A 16,302-nucleotide genomic window follows, 5' to 3' on the forward strand; every position below is an offset into this window, starting at 1 on the left:
GCGTTCATATTTATGCCGTAGAGTATTGACTGTATTCGGATAGTCAAGTTACGGTTCACTACCCGTGCCTTCGGCGGAAACCTTGGCGTGGCTGGGGATGGTTGTGGACCCGAAACGGCCGACAGGAGACTTCATGGCTACCGCGAGTAGATGGGCGGCCCGTGCGCTGATGGCCCGCCGGAGGGCCACGCTTGGGCCGCACTCGCCCACGTTCTACGACGAGCCCTTGCACGTGGTGTCCGGGCAGGGCGTGTGGCTGCGGGGTGCGGACGGTGCCGACTACCTGGACGCCTACAACAACGTGCCGCATGTGGGGCACTGCAACCCGGTCGTCGTCCAGGCGATCGCCGAGCAGGCCGCACGGCTCAACGTGCACACGCGGTACCTGCACGAGCCGGTCGTGGAGTACGCCGAGGCGCTCCTGGCGACCTTCGACCCGCACCTGGACAAGGTGCTGTTCACCAACAGCGGGTCCGAGTCGAACGAACTGGCCCTGCGCATCGCGCGTCAGCACACGGGCAACGTGGGCATCGTCGTCACGGACTTCAGCTACCACGGCAATACCGCTCAGCTGGCCGAGCTCACCACCGGTCTGCCGGTCAAGGAGCGGTTCGGGTCCCACGTCCGGGCCCTGCGGGTCCCGGACCTCGACAGCGACCCCCGGCCGCCGGAGGTTGTGCTGGCCGAAGCCGTCGACGAGGTCGCGGCCGCACTGGCGGCGCTGAAGACGGCGGGTCATGGCGTGGCGGCCTTCCTGTTCGACCCGCTCTTCTCCACCGAAGGGCTCCTCCGCACGCCGCCGGGCTACGTCGAGGCGGTGGCGGAGATGGTCCGTGCGGCCGGTGGTCTGGTCATCGCCGACGAGGTGCAGTCCGGCCTGGGCAGGCCCGGCTCGGCCTTCTGGGGCCACGAGCTGTTCGACATCGCGCCCGACCTGGTGACCCTGGGCAAGCCGCTCGGCAACGGTCACCCGGTGGGCGGCGTGGTGACCACCACCGAGCTGCTCGACGAGTTCGGTGCGGTCAACCTCTACTTCAACACCTTCGCCGGTAATCCCGTCTCGGCCGCCGCCGGGAAGGCGGTGCTGCGCGAAATGGCCGACCGCGAACTGCAGCGCAACGCGCTGGAGGTCGGCGGCCACGCGCGGGAGCTCCTGGAGAAGCTCGTCGGGCATCGGCCCCACGTCAAGACCGTCCGGGGCACCGGGCTCTTTTTCGGCCTGGAGTTCGTCGACCTGCACGGCAGGCCCGGCGCCGCGGAAGCGAAGTGGGTCGTCGAGGACATGCGCCGCCGAGGTGTGCTGATCAGCAGGATCGGCCCGCACGACAACGTGCTCAAGATCCGCCCGCCGATGGTTTTCGAGCGGGAGCACTTCGATCTCCTCGTCGAGCGGCTCGCGGCGAGCCTCGACGAGCTGGAGGCCGCCGGATCGCACGAGCATCCGCTACACCGAGCAGAAGCGACCACCGACGATGTGCGGTCGAGCATGAGGAAGGAATCGTTCCGGACCGGACTGTTCATCGACGGGACATGGCGTACCGGTGCCACCACGTTCGAGGACCTGAACCCCGCGACCGGAAAGGTCGTGGCCCGGATCGCGGCCGGTGACGAGTCCGATGTGGACGAAGCGGTTCGGGCGGCGCGGCGCGCGCTCGACGGGGCGTGGGCCGAGGTTCCCGGTGCCGGCCGGGCCGCGCTGCTGAACCGCCTCGCGGACCTGATCGAACGGGACGCCGACGAGCTGGCTCGCCTGGAGGCCATCGACGTCGGCAAGCCGGTCGGTCAGCCGTTGGTGCTCGACGTGCCCAACGCCGTCGCGACCTTCCGCCACTTCGCCGGGTGGGCCGACAAGATCCAGGGCGCCACTGTGCCGACCGCCGGTTTTCAGGGGCGTCCGACGCACTCCTACACCGTGCGCGAGCCGATCGGGGTGATCGCCGCGATCATTCCCTGGAACACCCCGTTGATGATCGCCGGATGGAAGCTGGCGCCGGCCCTGGCGGCGGGCAACACCGTCGTGGTCAAGCCGGCCGAAGATGCTCCGCTGTCGATCCTTCATCTCGCGGGGCTCGTCGAGGAGGCGGGCTTCCCGCCCGGTGTGGTGAACGTCGTCCCCGGTTTCGGTGGCGTGGCGGGCGCCGCCCTGGTCCGCCACCGGGGGGTCGACAAGGTGAGCTTCACCGGGTCCCCGGAAGTCGGCCGGGAGATCCAGAAGGTCGCTGCCGACTCCTTCAAGCGGGTCACGCTGGAGCTCGGTGGCAAGAGCCCGCAGATCGTTCTCGAGGACGCGGACGTAAACGCCGCGATCCAGGGGATCGCCATGGGACTGTTCTTCAACCAGGGCGAGGTGTGTGCCGCGGGGACGCGGATCCTGGTCCACCGGTCGCTCTACCGGCGTGTCCTCGACGGGCTGGCCAAAGTTGCGAACGACCAGGTGCTGGGCGACCCGCTCGCTCCGGATACGACGATGGGGGCACTGGTCAGCCAGGCACACATGGAGCGTGTCCTCGGCTACATCGAGCGCGGCAAGGCCGAAGGGGCGCGGCTCGTCGCCGGCGGCGTCCGCCCGCGCGGGGACGGCTTCTTCGTCCGGCCCACGATCTTCGCGGACGTCCGCAACGACTCCACCATCGCCCGTGAGGAGATCTTCGGCCCGGTCGGCGCGGTGATGGCCTTCGACGACGTCGAGGAAGCCGTGCGGATCGCCAACGACACCGAGTACGGCCTCGCGGCCACGATCTGGACCCGCGACGTGAGCCTCGCGCACACGCTCGCGCGCAGGGTGCGCGCCGGCGCCGTGTGGATCAACGGCTGGGCGGCCATCGACCCGGCTCTGCCCTGGGGCGGGATGAAGACCAGCGGCATCGGCCGGGAACTGGGCTGGAGTGGCATCCTGGCCAATACCGAGGAGAAGGTCGTTACCGTGGTGCTCTGACCGGCCTGGTGGGCGCCACCCGGTATCGTGGTCATTTCGGACCGGCGGACCGCCGACGACAAGGAGTGCTTCCGTGGCTGCCAAGGCGAAATCGGACGGAGCCCCCGCGCGGCCGTCGCTGCGCGAGCGGAACCGGCTGAGGACGCGCCGGGAGTTGCTCGACGCGGCCTTGGCGGTCTTCGCCGAGTCCGGGTACGGATCGGCCACCGTGGAGAACATCGCCGCCCGCGCCGGCGCGTCCAAGGTGACGCTCTACTCCTACTTCCCGCAGGGCCGGGAAGAACTGTTTCGGGAGTTGTACGAGGAGATCAACGACGAGGTGATCGAAAAGGTCACGGCCGCCTACGCCCGCGAGGGGGACTTCCCCTCCCACGTGGTGGCCGTGACCGAGGCCGTGCTGGAGATCGCGCAGCGTCCGTTGATCGGCCGGTTCTACTCCATCGACGACCCGGTTTTGGACGAGGCGCTCACGCCGGTGCGTGGCCACGCCTCGCACTTGTGCGCCGACCTCATCTCCACGGACCTCGCCGCCGCGCAGAAGGCCGGCGTCGTGAAGGCGTCGGCCGAGCCGGGAGCGATCGGCGAGCTCCTGGTGGGGGCGATCCGCTCGGCCCTGTCGGAGGTGGCCCGCGAGCGGGCCAAGCCGGCGGACATCCTCAATGCCATGCACGCCCTCGTCAGCGGGCTCCGCGGGCCGTAAGACCGCCGACGTGTCCTCCCCGGAAGTGTCGTGGAGGACACGCCCGGCGGAGCCGGTGCTCGTCGGCGCCGGCCCGGGAGTGTTTCCATTCTGTACCCAGAACGGTCGCAACCGGCGTCAACACCGGGTAAATGTACTGATCGTTAAAAATTTTACCCTGGAGTATTGACTCCTTCCGGGTCCCCAACTTAACGTCCTCAGTCATCACCAAGGCCCCCCGTGCCGCAGGCGGTTCAAGGCGCGATCGCCTGCGGCGCGATGACCAGTGGCGTCAGCCGGCCGACCGACCTGACGGAAGGCAGGACAACGGCGATCGTCGCCACGCCGTGAATCGCTCACCCCCCGGACGAATCTCTCAGCGTGCGGACCGGTATCGCACCGTGACCGACCGCCTCGTGACCGAGCCGCAGCCCTGATCGAGCGAGATGTCGTTCCGCGCACGAAGAGAACATGAGGACACATGATCACCGATACCGACGTCGCGAAGCGGGTTGTGGCCCGCGCACTGGGCCGCTACGGCGTGGCCGGTGACCCCGCTCTCACGTTTGTGAAATACCGTGAGAACTACGTGTTCAGGCTCGACGAGGAAGCCGGTTCCTATGCCGTGCGGCTGCACCGGCACGGCTACCGCAGCGATGCGGAGATCCTGGAGGAGCTCGCGCTGGTCAGTGCGCTGGACGCGGCCGGTGTCGCGGTCCCGCGGATCCGCCCCACCACGGAAGGTGAGCTTTTCTGCCTGGTCGCCGACGACGACGCGGACGTGCACCAGGTCGACATGCTGGAGTGGATTCCCGATGCCGTTCCGCTCGGCGATGTCGGGGAGGCCTTCCTGGGCGAGGCCGCGGTCGATCCCGTCACCTTTCACGCACTCGGTGTCCTCATCGCCGGCCTCCACACCACGGCCGCCACGCTGAAGCGGGACCGGCCGCACGCAAGGCCGTCGTGGGATGCGGACGGGCTGGTCGGCGAAGGTGCGATCTGGGGCGATCCGCGGCGGGCGTTCCACGACGGCACGCCCGGCCACGAGACCGTCGACCGGGCGATCTCGCTGCTCCGCGCGGAACTCGAGGCCTACGGCACGGCGCCCGACCGGTACGGGCCGATTCATGCCGACTTCACCCCGGAAAACGTGCTCGCCGACGATGGCGGTCGGCTGAGCGTCATCGACTTCGACGACAGCGGCGACGGCTACTACCTCTTCGACCTCGCCACCGCGGCCTTCTTCTACCTTCCCCATCCACGCATCGACGACGTCGTCTCCGCGCTCATGGCCGGTTATCAGAGCGTCCGGCCGCTGACCCCGGACGACCTCGTGATCTGGCGGCCCCTGCTGCTCGCTCGCGGGCTGACCTACCTCGGCTGGGCGGCCGACCGGCGAGGCGACGAGACGGCGACCTTCATCTTCGAACACCTTCGACCGCTGGTCGTCGACCTCGCGGCGCAGTTCATCGCGTCGACAGTGTCACCCTGACCGACAATTCCCTTCACCCCGGAGATGCCAGTATGAGCGAAAACGCGGATCTGATCGTCACGAACGCGGCGGTGTACACCTGCGACCCCGACCGCGAGTGGGCCGAGGCGTTCGCCGTCGCCGACGGCTCGATCATCGCCGTCGGGAGTACGGACGAGGTTCAGGCACTATCCACATCGGACACCGAGGTCGTCGATGCCGGCGGCCGCATGGTCCTGCCGGGACTTTGCGATGTCCACACCCACCTCGGATATGGAGGCAACCAGGCGGCCTGGGAGCTGACGTTGCCGCCCACCGCCACGCTCGACGAGGTCCTGGCGACGGTCCGGGACAAGGCCGCGGACACCGGACCGGGCGAATGGATCGTCGGCGGGAACATCGGCAGCACCGTCATGGACGAGGTCGTCAAGGGCGGGTTCCTGGCGGCCCTCGACGAGGCCGGCGGCGGCCTCCCGGTGCTCCTGCGCGACGATTCCATGCACAACCGGTGGGTCAGCACCCGGGCACTGGAGATCATCGGGGTCGGACCGGACACACCCGACCCGGACGGCGGCACCTACGTGCGGGACGCCGACGGGAACCCCACGGGCGTTCTGCAGGAAATGGCGTCCAAAGTGGTCGAAGACGCCGTGCTCGCCTCCATCGACAACCCCGAGGAACGGCTGAGGGTCGCGTTCAAGACCGCCTTGCGCATGGTGAACTCCTTCGGCATCACCGCGGCACAGGACGCCGGCACCCTGGAACACAGCCTGCGGGCGCTGGCGGCGCTCGACGACAACGGCGAGCTTTCCGCCTGGGTCGTGGGCTCCATGCCGGCCAGGCCGTTCTTCGAGGACGGCGCGACCGGCGAGGAACTCTATGCCGTTGGCGGATCCTACCGCCGTGCCCATGTGCGCCCCGATTTCGTGAAGCTGTTCGTCGACGGCGTCCCCATGACCCGGACCTCGGCCATGCTCTCGCCCTACATCTGCCATGGCGAGCACGAAGATCCGGAATTCAAGGGCGAGGCCTACTGGTCGCCGGGCGACGTGGTGCAGGCTCTGGAGCGCTGCTATGAGCTCGGACTCGGCGCCAAGCTGCACTGCGCCGGCGACGGGTCGGTGCGGCTCGCGCTCGACGCGATCGAAGCCGTTCGCGCCGCCCACGGCGACGGTCCGATCTTCCAGATCGCCCATGTCGTGTACGTCGATCCCGCGGACGTTCCCCGGTTCGCCCGCCTCGGTGTGGTGGCGGACGCCTCGCCGTACATCTGGTTCCCGAGCGTCATCCAGGACAGCTGCGCCAACCAGGTGCCCAAGGAGACGCTCGACCGCAGCTTCCCCTGCCGGGAACTCGTGGACAGCGGCGCCTTGCTGGCCGCGGGGTCGGACTGGCCGGTGGTGCCCCTGCCCAATCCGTGGCTCGGCCTGGAAACGCTCGTCACCCGGGCCAACCCGGATCCGTCGGTTTCCGGGGAACTGAACCCGTCGCAGCGGCTGTCGCTGGTCGAGGCCATCGCGGCGTTCACGCGAAACCCGGCGAAGGCTGCCGGTCTGGGCGACACGACCGGCGCCATCCGGCCCGGGCTGTCCGCCGACTTCATTCTGGTGAACCAGAACCTGTTCGACATCGAGCCGAGCCAGATCCATCAGACACAGGTCGAGTTCACTTATTTCCAGGGCAGGAAGGTATACGACCGGGCCATCGGATAGTGGTCAACGGGGACCTCGTCCTCGGGAATGGCCGTGGTGAGGTGCCGGAAAGCCCACGCGGGGGAGCGACCGGGCGGTCGTCCCCCCCGCGTGGGCGGACGGCGGTGTCGACCGCATCCCGACCGATCCCGCGCCGCGGCCACCATCGACCTGGAACACGACAGCGCCGACACCCACCAGAAAATCACCTGCCCACTCCTCGCGCTCTGGGGCGAGCACGGATTCGTCGGCAACCACTACGACCCCGAAGCGCTCTGGCGCGACAAAGCCATCGACGTCCGCGGCACGGCACTACCCGCCGGACACTTCATCACCGAAGAAGCACCCGACGAAACCATCCAGGCACTACTCAAATTCTTCACCCAGGAACAGCTGTAGCCACAACTCGGGACAGTCGAACCCGGGGACGGTGCCAGTAGCGGGCGCTCAACCGTCATCAAGGGCCGCCCGCAGCGCGGCGAGTTCGGCACGCGAGCGGATTCCGAGTTTGGTGTAGACGCGGGTCAAGTGGTACTGCACCGTTTTCGTGGAGACGAACAGTTCCGCGGCGACCTCGCGGTTCGACAGGCCGCGGGCCACGAGCGCCGACACCGCCTCCTCCTGCGGCGTCAGCCCACCCAGGCCGCGGTCACGCGGGACGTGTACCCCGCCGGCCTTGAGCTCACGGTCGCAGCGCGCGACGTAGGTGGTGGCGCCCAGCACGGTGAAGACCTCGCGCGCGGTGGTGAGCACGGCGTCGGCCTCACGGCGTTTTCCGGCGCGGCGCAGGACCTGGCCGAACGCGAAGTTCACCCGCGCCTGGTCGTAGCGCAGTGGCAAATCCTCCAGCAGGGCAAGGGATTCCTCGAACGCGGCTCGGGCGCCGTCGAGGTCGCCCTGGGTGCCGAGCAGGCGCCCACGGGCCGCGGCCAGCCGGGCCCGCCCGGCGGTCCGGCCCCGTTCGATCGCCAAACGTTCATGAACCTCCAGAAACGCCGAAGCTTCCGTGTACCGGCCGGACAGCACCAGCGCGTGTGCGTACATGTCGGCCCACGGCCACTGCCCTGGATCGCACACGCCGCCCACCGCCCACGGCTGGGTGAGCGGCCGGAGCGCGCGCAGCACGCCCGCGGAATCGGCCCGCGCTTCGGCCACGTGCGCATGCGCGAGAAAGGACGGCACGCGCATGATCTCGTAGTACTGCGGACCGGCGGCCGCGCGGCGTAGCGCCTCCCCGGCCAGGTCCCATGCTCCGCGCAGCGAGTGAATGGCGACCGCGGTCCACTGCAGCAGCGGTCCGGCGAGAACGATGCCGGTGCGGTCGAGCAGCGCGGTCGCTTCCCGCACGGTGCGCAGCGCGTCGTCCCATTCGCCGGTGAGGAACTGTGCCCGCGCGAGCCACGCGCTGGCCCACAGCGAAATCCGCGTGGACCCGCCGTGGAACGTGGTGGGCACGGAGCCGCCGAGATCGGCGCGGGCGTCGTCGACCGCGTCGACGATCAGGTTCAGCCAGCCGCGCCCCATCATCACGCGCTGCACCTGAGCTCCGTGGTGGACACGTCCGGACAACTCCGCGTAGGCGGACATCGCCTCGTCCGTCCGGCCCGCGGTCGCCAGGCCGAGCCCGCGGATCGCGGCCGCCTCGATGGCCGCCGGGGCGTCGGTGCCGGCCAGCGAGATCGCGCGGTCGGCCCACGACACGAGTTCGTCGGCGCGGCAGCGGGACAGCGCGTGCAGCACGTACCGTTGCGCGATGAGGGCGGCGACGTCGGGTTCGCGATCGGTGTTGACGAGGTTCCACGCGCGGCCGAGCCGGGTTTCCGCTTCCGTCGTGCGACCGCGCACGACGGCGAGGTAGCCGAGCACGGCGTTGCGCAGGGGCGTCTCCCGCAGGCTCTCCACCTCGGGCACCAGCGCCGCGGCGGCGAACGCGTCCCCGGCGCCGATCAGCGCGTCCACCGCGCGGGTCAGGCGGCTTTCCCGGAGCAGCCTGTCCTCGGTCAGCCGGCTCGCGTCGGTGAGCAGTGACGCCGCCACCGCCCATGCACCCTCGGCCGCGCGTTCGGTGGCCAGCGCGTCGAGGTGGTCCGCGACCGCGGGGTCCGGGACCGGCGAGGCGGCGACGAGCAGGCGCACCCGGCGGACCGGATCGTCGATCAGCTCCGCGGCCCGGCGGTGTGTGGCCGCGGCCGCGGCCGGGCCCATTTCGGCGAGTACGGCGGCCCGCACCATCGGATCCGCGGGCCCGATCTCGGTGAGCCCGTGCGGGCCGAGCTCGACAAGTCGCGCGGTGACCGCCTCGTCGAGTAGCGACAGCAGCCCCTCACCGGCCTCGGCGAGCAGCGCGACGTCCCGTACCGCGGTGCCCGGCCCCAGCACCGCGGCCGCCTCGGCGAGGCGGCGCGCTTTCGGTGAGCAGCGGGCGAGCGCGTCCCGCACCCGGGCCGTGACCGCCGCCGGGGCGGGCAGGTCGGGATCGAACCGCGACCACGTCGCGGGCGGCACCTCGGTGAGCAGGTGCACGATGTGCCGCGCGATCCCGCCGGTGTGTCGCCAGAGCCGTTCCGCCATGGAAGGGTGGAGCGGTATCCCGTACGCCGCCGCCAGCTCACCCACCTCCGGCGCGGTGAACGGCGCCAGCGTGATCCTGGCGGTGGCGAGCCGGTGCAGTGTCTCTACGGTCTCGACCGTCTCGGCCGGCACGCCGGGTGCGCCGGTCACCGCGGTCGCGACCACGAGCAGTGGTGCACCGGGGTGGTGCCGGACCGTGGATGCCAGTACCCACACCGACTCCAGGTCCGCCCAGTGCGCGTCGTCCACAATGGCCAGAGCGGCCGTCCCGCTGCCCTCGATGTGCCGCGCCACGGCGGCGGGATCGGCGGCCACCCCCGGCAGGATCTGGTCGAGCACGCCGTAGGCTCGCCGCGTCTCCCACGGCGCGCCGATCGCTCCCAGCACCAGCCCCTCGTGCCGGTTTGCCAGTTCCTCGGCCAGCGCGGTCCTGCCCACCCCGGCCGGCCCGCTGACCACCACGAAGCCACGGCAGACGCGTTCCAGAGTCGCGAGCTTGTCTTCGCGCGCGGTCAGCGTCGGCCCGGTCACCTGGTCACGGTAACCCTTCAGCCGAGGTCGCCGCCTGCCACGGGAAGGACGGTTCCGGTGATGTAGGAGGCTTCGTCGGAGGCCAGGAAGGCGATCGCGGCGGCCTGCTCATCGAGCGTGCCGTACCGCTTCATCAGCGACGACCGCACGGTCTGGTCGATGTGCGCCTGGTACCACGCCTTTTCGCGCGCTGTCTCCAGTGCCGATCCGCCGCGGGAGATGCGGCGCGGCGGCGCTTCGGTCCCGCCCGGCGCGGTCGCGACCACCCGGATGCCCGCGTCGGCGTACTCGAACGCGAGCGACGCCGTGATCGCGTTGATCCCGCCCTTGGCCGCCGAATACGGGATGCGGTTGATGCCGCGCGTGGCCGCGGACGAGACGTTGACGATCACGCCCCGCCGGCGCTCGAACATCGACGGCAGCACGGCCCGGCAGCTCCACAGCGTCGTCATGAGCGAGCGCCTGATCTCCGCCTGGATCTGTTCTTCGGTGAACTCCGTGAACGGCTTGAACCAGATGGCCCCGCCGACGTTGTTGACCAGCACGTCGATCCGCCCGTGGCGGGCCAGCGCCCGGGCGGCGACCTGCTGGGCACCGTCCCACGTCTCGAGATCCGCGATTACCGCCAGCGCCCCGTTCCCGAGCTCGTCCGCGACCCCGGTGACCAGGGTGGAGCGGTCGGCGAGCACGAGCGTGCCACCCTCCGCGCTGATCCGGCGTGCGACGCACTCGCCGATGCCCTGCGCGGCGCCGGTGACCACGACGATCTTGCCCTCGAACCGGCCGGGACTGACGAATTTCGGTTGCCGCGCGGCGTTCAGCGGCGCGAGGCCGGCCGCGGGCAGCATCTTCTGTCCGGTGATGGCGCGCGCATCCGGGACGGGGCGCAGTTCCCCGCCCGCGTCAGGGCCTGTCCTGCCTGTCCTGCCTGGTGTGCTTCCGCCCGCCGGCCAGATCGCCTGCCCGGCGATGGTCCGCGCCGTCGCGGCCTCCTCACCGGCGGAGTGCGCGGAACCGGCACCGAGCGGGCGCAGCTCGGCGGGCGGCAGCACCTGCTGGCCCGCGATCGCGCGGCCCTCCACGGTGGGGCTCGCGGCAACGGCGGGTATGGCGCGGCCCTCCACGGTGGGGCTCTCGGCAACGGCGGGTACGGCGCGGGCCACCGGCACCGCCACCGGCTCGGGTTCGGGTTCGGCGGGGACCGGGTTCTTGGCGGCGGCTCCGGAGATCGCGAACTTCTCGTAGTAGAACCCGGTCGGCTCGATGCCCCGCTCGGCGAAGTGCCGGCGCGCGGCCTCCACCATCGGCGGCGGCCCGCACAGGTACACCGCGACCTCACCGCCGTGGACGTGCTCGTCACGGATCAGGCTCATCACATAGCCCTTGTTGGCGGCGGGGCTGCCCGGGTCGGTGACGCAGTAGTCCCAGGTCATCCCGTCGACCTGGGTCGCGAGCTCGGCGAGGGTGTCCAACTCGACAAGGTCGTCGTCGGTGCTCACGCCGTAGATCAGGTGCACCGGGCGCTTCGACCGCTGCGCCCGCATCGTGCGCAGGATCGACAGGATCGGCGCCAGCCCGGTGCCCCCGGCCAGCAGCAGCACCGGCCGTTCGGTCTCACGCAGGAAGAAGCTCCCGTTCGGGCCGGTGAACGTGATTTCGTCGCCCACCGCCGCGCGCCCCGTCAGGTAGTCCGACATCACGCCGCCGGGCGTCAGTTTCACCAGAAACGTGAGGCTCTTGTCGTCGGGGGCGTTGCTGAACGAGTACGAGCGCGTCTCGGCGGTGCCGGGCACCGCGATGTTGACGTACTGCCCGGGCAGGAACGCCAGCTTGTCCCGGCCCGGCGTCTCCACCGTCAGCGAGACCGTCGTCGGCGACAGGCGCTCCAGCCCGGTGAGCGTGCCGGTGTAGGCGGCGGTCTGGGTCTTGGCGACCGCCGACGTGCTCGCGATGCGCAGCACCAGATCCGACTTCGGCTTCATGCTGCATGGCAGCACGTACCCCTCGCCGGCCTCGGCGGCCGAGAGTGCGTCGTCGATGTAGGTGCCGCCGTCGTACTCACCGGACTCGCAGAACGCCTTGCACGTGCCGCACGCGCCGTCGCGGCAGTCCAGCGGAATGTTGATGCGATGCCGGTAGGACGCGTCGGCCACCGTCTGGTCCGGCGCGCACGTGATGAACCGCGTGACACCGTCCTCAAAGGACAGAGCAACCTGGTAGCTCATGGCGGGCCTTCAGAAGTGGTAGACGTCGACGACGTGGTGGATGTAGTCGTTCTTGAGCACCACGGTCTTGCGGCGGATCAGCGGGGACTCGCCCGAAAAGTCGATCGTGTAGAACGACGTGCCGTAGTACGGGTCCACCGTCTTGTACCGGAAATACATGGTGTGCCAGTTGAACCGGACGTCCACCAGTTCGCCGCGCCGCTCGATCACCTCGACGTTGCTGATGTTGTGACTGGTACGGGGCTCCGGGATCGACGTCGCGCTCGAGCGCTCCGTGCGAATGCGGAAGACCCGGTCCTCCAACCCGCCCTTGTTGGGGTAGTAGATCAGCGAGATGTCCGTCTGCGGGTTCTCGGTCAGCAGATCGTCGTCACCCCACGAGGGCATCCAGTAGACGACGTCGTCGGCGTAGCAGTCGAGCCACTTCTCGAACTCGCGGTCGTCGAGGTAGCGAGCCTCACGGTAGAGGAACTGCTCGATGTCCTGCTGCGTGATGGTCTTTTCGGCGGGAACGGTCATCGCGGGACTCCTCAGGCGTGCGGGGCGGTCTTGTGCTCGGTTTCCGCGCGCTCGGCCGCCAGCCCGGCGCGCATCGTCTGCAGCCAGTAGCCGTGCTGCACCGGGAAGAGTCCTTCGTCCTCGTTCTTCACCCCGGCCGACACCACGCCCCGCAGGCCCAGCGACTCGGCCACCGGGTCCGGGCCCGGCAACCAGTGCTCCGCGCCGCGGCTCATGTCGTTCCACGGCGCCGCCTCCGCGCGGAAGGTGAGCTGGCAGGAGCGGAACTCCTCCAGGTCGTCGGGGGTGGCCATGCCGGAGGCGTTGAAGAAGTCCTCGTACTGCCGGATCCGCCACGCCCGCGCTTCCGCGCTCTCGCCCTTCGGCGCGATGCAGTAGATGGTCACCTCGGTCTTGTCCGGCGCGATCGGGCGGAAGTGCCGGATCTGCGTCGAGAACTGGTCCATCAGGTACACGTTCGGGTACAGGCACAGGTTGCGCGAGCCCTTGACCATGAACTCGCCCTTGGCGTCGCCGAAGTCGCGCTTGAGCTCATCCAGCCGGTTCCACAGCGGACGGTCCTGCGGGTTGCCCGCCCAGGTCCACAGGCACAGGTGGCCGCGCGGGAACGACCAGTACCCGCCACCCGACTTGCCCCAGCTGCCCGCGTCGAGGGTCTTGGTCTCGTTCTTGGACGCGCCCGTGCCGCGGCGGGCGGTGGTGGCCGCGTAGTTCCAGTGCGTGGCGGTGACGTGGTAGCCGTCGGCGCCGTTCTCGGCCTGCACCTTCCAGTTACCGTCGTAGGTGTAGGTCGAGGCGCCACGCAGCACCTCCAGGCCCTCCGGCGACTGGTCCACCAGCATGTCGATGATCTTCGTGGTGTCGCCGAGGTGCTCGGTGAGGGCAGGCACGTCCGGATTGAGGCTGCCGAAGAGGAAGCCGCGGTAGCTGTCGAAGCGCGCCACCCTGGTCATGTCGTGCGAGCCGTCGGTGTTGAACGACGCCGGGTAGCCGGCGCCGTCGGGGTCCTTGACCTTGAGCAGCTTGCCGTCGTTGCGGAACGTCCAGCCGTGGAACGGGCAGGTCAGGGTCGGCCGGTTGTCGGTCTTGCGGCGGCAGACCATCGCGCCGCGGTGGGCGCACGCGTTGATCAGGCAGTGCAACTCGCCGTCACGGTCGCGCGTGATGACCACCGGCTGCCGGCCGATGTAGGTCGTGAAGTAGTCCCCGGGGTTGGGAAGCTGTGATTCGTGGGCGAGGTAGATCCAATTGCCCTCGAAGATGTAGCGCATTTCGAGCTCGAAGATCTCCTCTTCGGTGAAGATCCGGCGGTTCGCGCGGTAGACACCGGCGTCGCGGTCCTCGACGAGCGCGTCCGCGAGGACCGCGGACAGGTGATCCAGGGTCTCGGTCATTGAGTCCTCCGGCCATCAAAGGGACTGATCGGCATTGATCGGCTCGATCGGCACAGATCGGCGTGTTCCCCAGACCCTGACAAAGCGCCGCGGCGGTCACCCGAGGCAAATGCCTAGTCCTGACCCAGGGTGTAATTGATACGTGTCATCAATCAATCGAACGGAAACGAGTTCTTGTGCTGACTCAATATCGGTACTTACCGTGAATCAATCGAACGGCCCGGCACGTCGAGGTGGCCTGGAAGGGAGGTCCGGCGGTGGAACTGCGTCACCTGCGTTACTTCGTCGCCGTCGCTGACACCTGCCACTTCGGCCGCGCCGCCGAGCGGTTGCACATGGCGCAGCCCGCGCTGTCCCAGGCCATCCGCCAGCTGGAGGCCGAGCTCGGCGCCCCGCTGTTCGCCCGCACCACGCGCCAGGTCGCGCTCACCCTCGTCGGCGAGTTCTTCCTCGACGAGGCGCGGCGCGTGCTGGGTGCGGTGGAGGACAGCGTGCGCGGGGCACGGCGCATCGCGGCCGGACGGCTCGGCCTGGTCCGGATCGCCTTCACCGGCACCGCGGCGTACTCACAGCTGCCCCACATCGCCCGCACCATCAAGCGCGAGCTGCCTGGCGTGGCCCTGGAGGTGCATGCGGACCTGCTCACCCCGGACCAGTGTGACGGCCTGCGGTCGGGCAGCCTCGACCTCGGAGTGCTGCGGCCGCCGGTGCGCGGCGAGGGTATCGAACTGCGCACGCTGGCGGTCGAGCCGTTGATCCTCGCGGTGCCGGCCGATCACCGCCTCGCGGTCGAGCCGGTGGTGTCCATGGTGGATCTGCGCGCGGCGGACTTCATCTTCTACGCCAGCAAGGATTCCGTGGTCAACGATGCCGTGGCGCGCAGCTGCCGGGCCGCGGGCTTCAGCCCGCACCGTGAGCACGAGGCGGCGGGCACCGCGGTGCTGCTGGCGCTGGTCGCCGGCGGGCTCGGGCTCGCCGTGGTCCCGGAGTCCGCGCGGGCGCTGCCACTGGCCGGCGTGGTGTTCCGGGACATCGCCGATGCCGGAAGCGTCGAGCTCGCGCTCGCCTGGAAGAGCGACAACGAATCCCCTCTCGTCCGGTCGGTTCTCGACGTCCTCGAGACCGCGCTCGCACCGCAACCACCCACCGAGGTCAGCCGATGAAGATCACGCGCGTGGAGGCGATCCCCTACGCCATCCCGTACCGCAAGCCGCTCAGGTTCGCCTCGGGCGAGGTCCACGTCGCCGAGCACGTGCTGGTGCGGGTGCATACCGACGACGGCGTCGTCGGGATCGCGGAGGCGCCACCGCGGCCGTTCACCTACGGCGAGACACAGGCGGGCATCGTGGCGGTGATCGAGCAGATCTTCGCGCCGCAGGTGGTCGGCCTGACCTTGCTGGAGCGGGAGGCGATGGTCGCCCGCCTGGCCCGCACGGTGGGCAACCCGACCGCGAAGTCCGCGATCGACATGGCCGTGTGGGACGCGCTGGGCCGCAGCCTCGATCTGCGGGTGACGGAGCTGCTCGGCGGGTACACCGACCGGATGCGCGTGTCGCACATGCTGGGCTTCGACGAGCCCGCCGCGATGGTCGCCGAGGCGCAGCGCATGCGAGAGCGGCACGGCATCACCACGTTCAAGGTCAAGGTCGGCCGCCGGCCGGCCAATCTCGACGTCGCGGTGGTGCGGGCGCTGCGCGAGGAGCTGGGCGAGGAGGTGGAGCTGTATGTCGACGGCAACCGCGGCTGGACCGCGGCGGAGTCGGCGGCGGCGATGAAGCAGATGTCGGACCTGGGGTTGCTCTTCGCCGAGGAGCTGTGCCCGGCCGACGACGTGCTGGGCCGCCGCTGGCTGGTGTCCCAGCTCGGCGTGCCGTTCATCGCCGACGAGTCCGCCGTGACGCCCGCGGACGTCACGCGGGAGGTGCTGGGCGGGTCGGCCACCGCGATCAGCATCAAGGTGGCGCGCACGGGGTTCACCCACTCCCAGCGCGTGCACCATCTCGCCGAGGGACTGGGGCTGGAAGTCGTGATGGGCAACCAGATCGACGGCCAGCTCGGCACGATCTGCACCGTCGCCTTCGGATCGTCGTACCGGCTCACGTCGCACCGGGCCGGCGAGTTGTCGAACTTCCTCGACATGAGCGACGACTTGCTCACCGAACCACTGGAGATCCGCGACGGCGAGCTCACCGTCCGCCCCGGTGCCGGGCTGGGCGTCGAGGTGGACCCCGGCAAGCTGGCGCGCTATCGCCAGGACAGCTGAACGGACGAGAACCGACAAGGAAT

11 protein-coding genes are annotated in these 16,302 nt (G+C 69.7%); 7 read left to right on the forward strand and 4 right to left on the reverse strand.

Annotation, left to right across the window (positions count from 1 at the left end; translation table 11 throughout):
• Window positions 1-133 precede the first annotated feature (133 nt).
• From styD to VJT49_RS34760, 5 genes are all read left to right on the forward strand, one after another.
• Entirely contained in the window at window positions 134-2,935 is a 2,802-nt protein-coding gene (styD, locus tag VJT49_RS34740) for a phenylacetaldehyde dehydrogenase StyD (RefSeq protein ID WP_324169240.1), read from the forward strand.
• A 73-nt stretch (window positions 2,936-3,008) separates the two neighbouring features.
• Complete coding sequence (locus tag VJT49_RS34745; RefSeq protein WP_324169241.1) at window positions 3,009-3,635, forward strand: TetR/AcrR family transcriptional regulator; 627 nt, start codon at window positions 3,009-3,011, stop codon at window positions 3,633-3,635.
• Window positions 3,636-4,095: 460 nt separating this feature from the next.
• Complete coding sequence (locus VJT49_RS34750; RefSeq protein ID WP_324169242.1) at window positions 4,096-5,106, forward strand: phosphotransferase enzyme family protein; 1,011 nt, start codon at window positions 4,096-4,098, stop codon at window positions 5,104-5,106.
• A 32-nt stretch (window positions 5,107-5,138) separates the two neighbouring features.
• The gene (locus tag VJT49_RS34755; protein WP_324169243.1) at window positions 5,139-6,797 is read left to right on the forward strand and encodes an amidohydrolase; all 1,659 of its coding nucleotides are present in this window, start codon (window positions 5,139-5,141) and stop codon (window positions 6,795-6,797) included.
• A gap of 90 nt (window positions 6,798-6,887) precedes the next feature.
• Window positions 6,888-7,175: an alpha/beta hydrolase gene (locus tag VJT49_RS34760; RefSeq protein WP_324169244.1), complete on the forward strand. Its 288-nt coding sequence runs from the start codon at window positions 6,888-6,890 to the stop codon at window positions 7,173-7,175.
• A 48-nt stretch (window positions 7,176-7,223) separates the two neighbouring features.
• Here the strand turns inward: VJT49_RS34760 and VJT49_RS34765 are convergent, their stop codons facing one another.
• Genes VJT49_RS34765 through benA form a run of 4 tightly spaced genes read right to left on the reverse strand, consistent with a single transcriptional unit; the run spans window position 7,224 to window position 14,016 of the window.
• Window positions 7,224-9,878, reverse strand: a complete 2,655-nt coding sequence (locus VJT49_RS34765) for a helix-turn-helix transcriptional regulator (protein WP_414636148.1) — start codon at window positions 9,876-9,878, stop codon at window positions 7,224-7,226.
• Between the two features lie 17 nt (window positions 9,879-9,895).
• Window positions 9,896-12,103 (reverse strand): benzoate 1,2-dioxygenase electron transfer component BenC, encoded by a 2,208-nt coding sequence (gene benC, locus VJT49_RS34770; protein WP_324169245.1) that lies wholly within the window; start codon window positions 12,101-12,103, stop codon window positions 9,896-9,898.
• A 9-nt stretch (window positions 12,104-12,112) separates the two neighbouring features.
• Window positions 12,113-12,622, reverse strand: a complete 510-nt coding sequence (gene benB, locus VJT49_RS34775; RefSeq protein WP_324169246.1) for a benzoate 1,2-dioxygenase small subunit — start codon at window positions 12,620-12,622, stop codon at window positions 12,113-12,115.
• A gap of 11 nt (window positions 12,623-12,633) precedes the next feature.
• Entirely contained in the window at window positions 12,634-14,016 is a 1,383-nt protein-coding gene (gene benA, locus VJT49_RS34780; protein WP_324169247.1) for a benzoate 1,2-dioxygenase large subunit, read from the reverse strand.
• Window positions 14,017-14,273: 257 nt separating this feature from the next.
• On the opposite strand from benA, the gene VJT49_RS34785 reads away from it, so the two are divergent.
• Window positions 14,274-15,179 carry a LysR substrate-binding domain-containing protein gene (locus VJT49_RS34785; RefSeq protein ID WP_324169248.1) on the forward strand — a complete coding sequence of 302 codons (906 nt, stop codon included), beginning with the start codon at window positions 14,274-14,276 and terminating at the stop codon, window positions 15,177-15,179.
• Window positions 15,176-16,279, forward strand: coding sequence for a mandelate racemase/muconate lactonizing enzyme family protein (locus VJT49_RS34790; RefSeq protein WP_324169249.1), 1,104 nt, complete (start codon window positions 15,176-15,178; stop codon window positions 16,277-16,279). The genes VJT49_RS34785 and VJT49_RS34790 overlap by 4 nt, the downstream gene beginning before the upstream one ends.
• The last annotated feature ends 23 nt before the right edge of the window (window positions 16,280-16,302 follow it).

The organism is Amycolatopsis sp. (assembly GCF_035276945.1).
In the GTDB taxonomy this organism is placed as follows: Bacteria; Actinomycetota; Actinomycetes; order Mycobacteriales; family Pseudonocardiaceae; genus Amycolatopsis_E.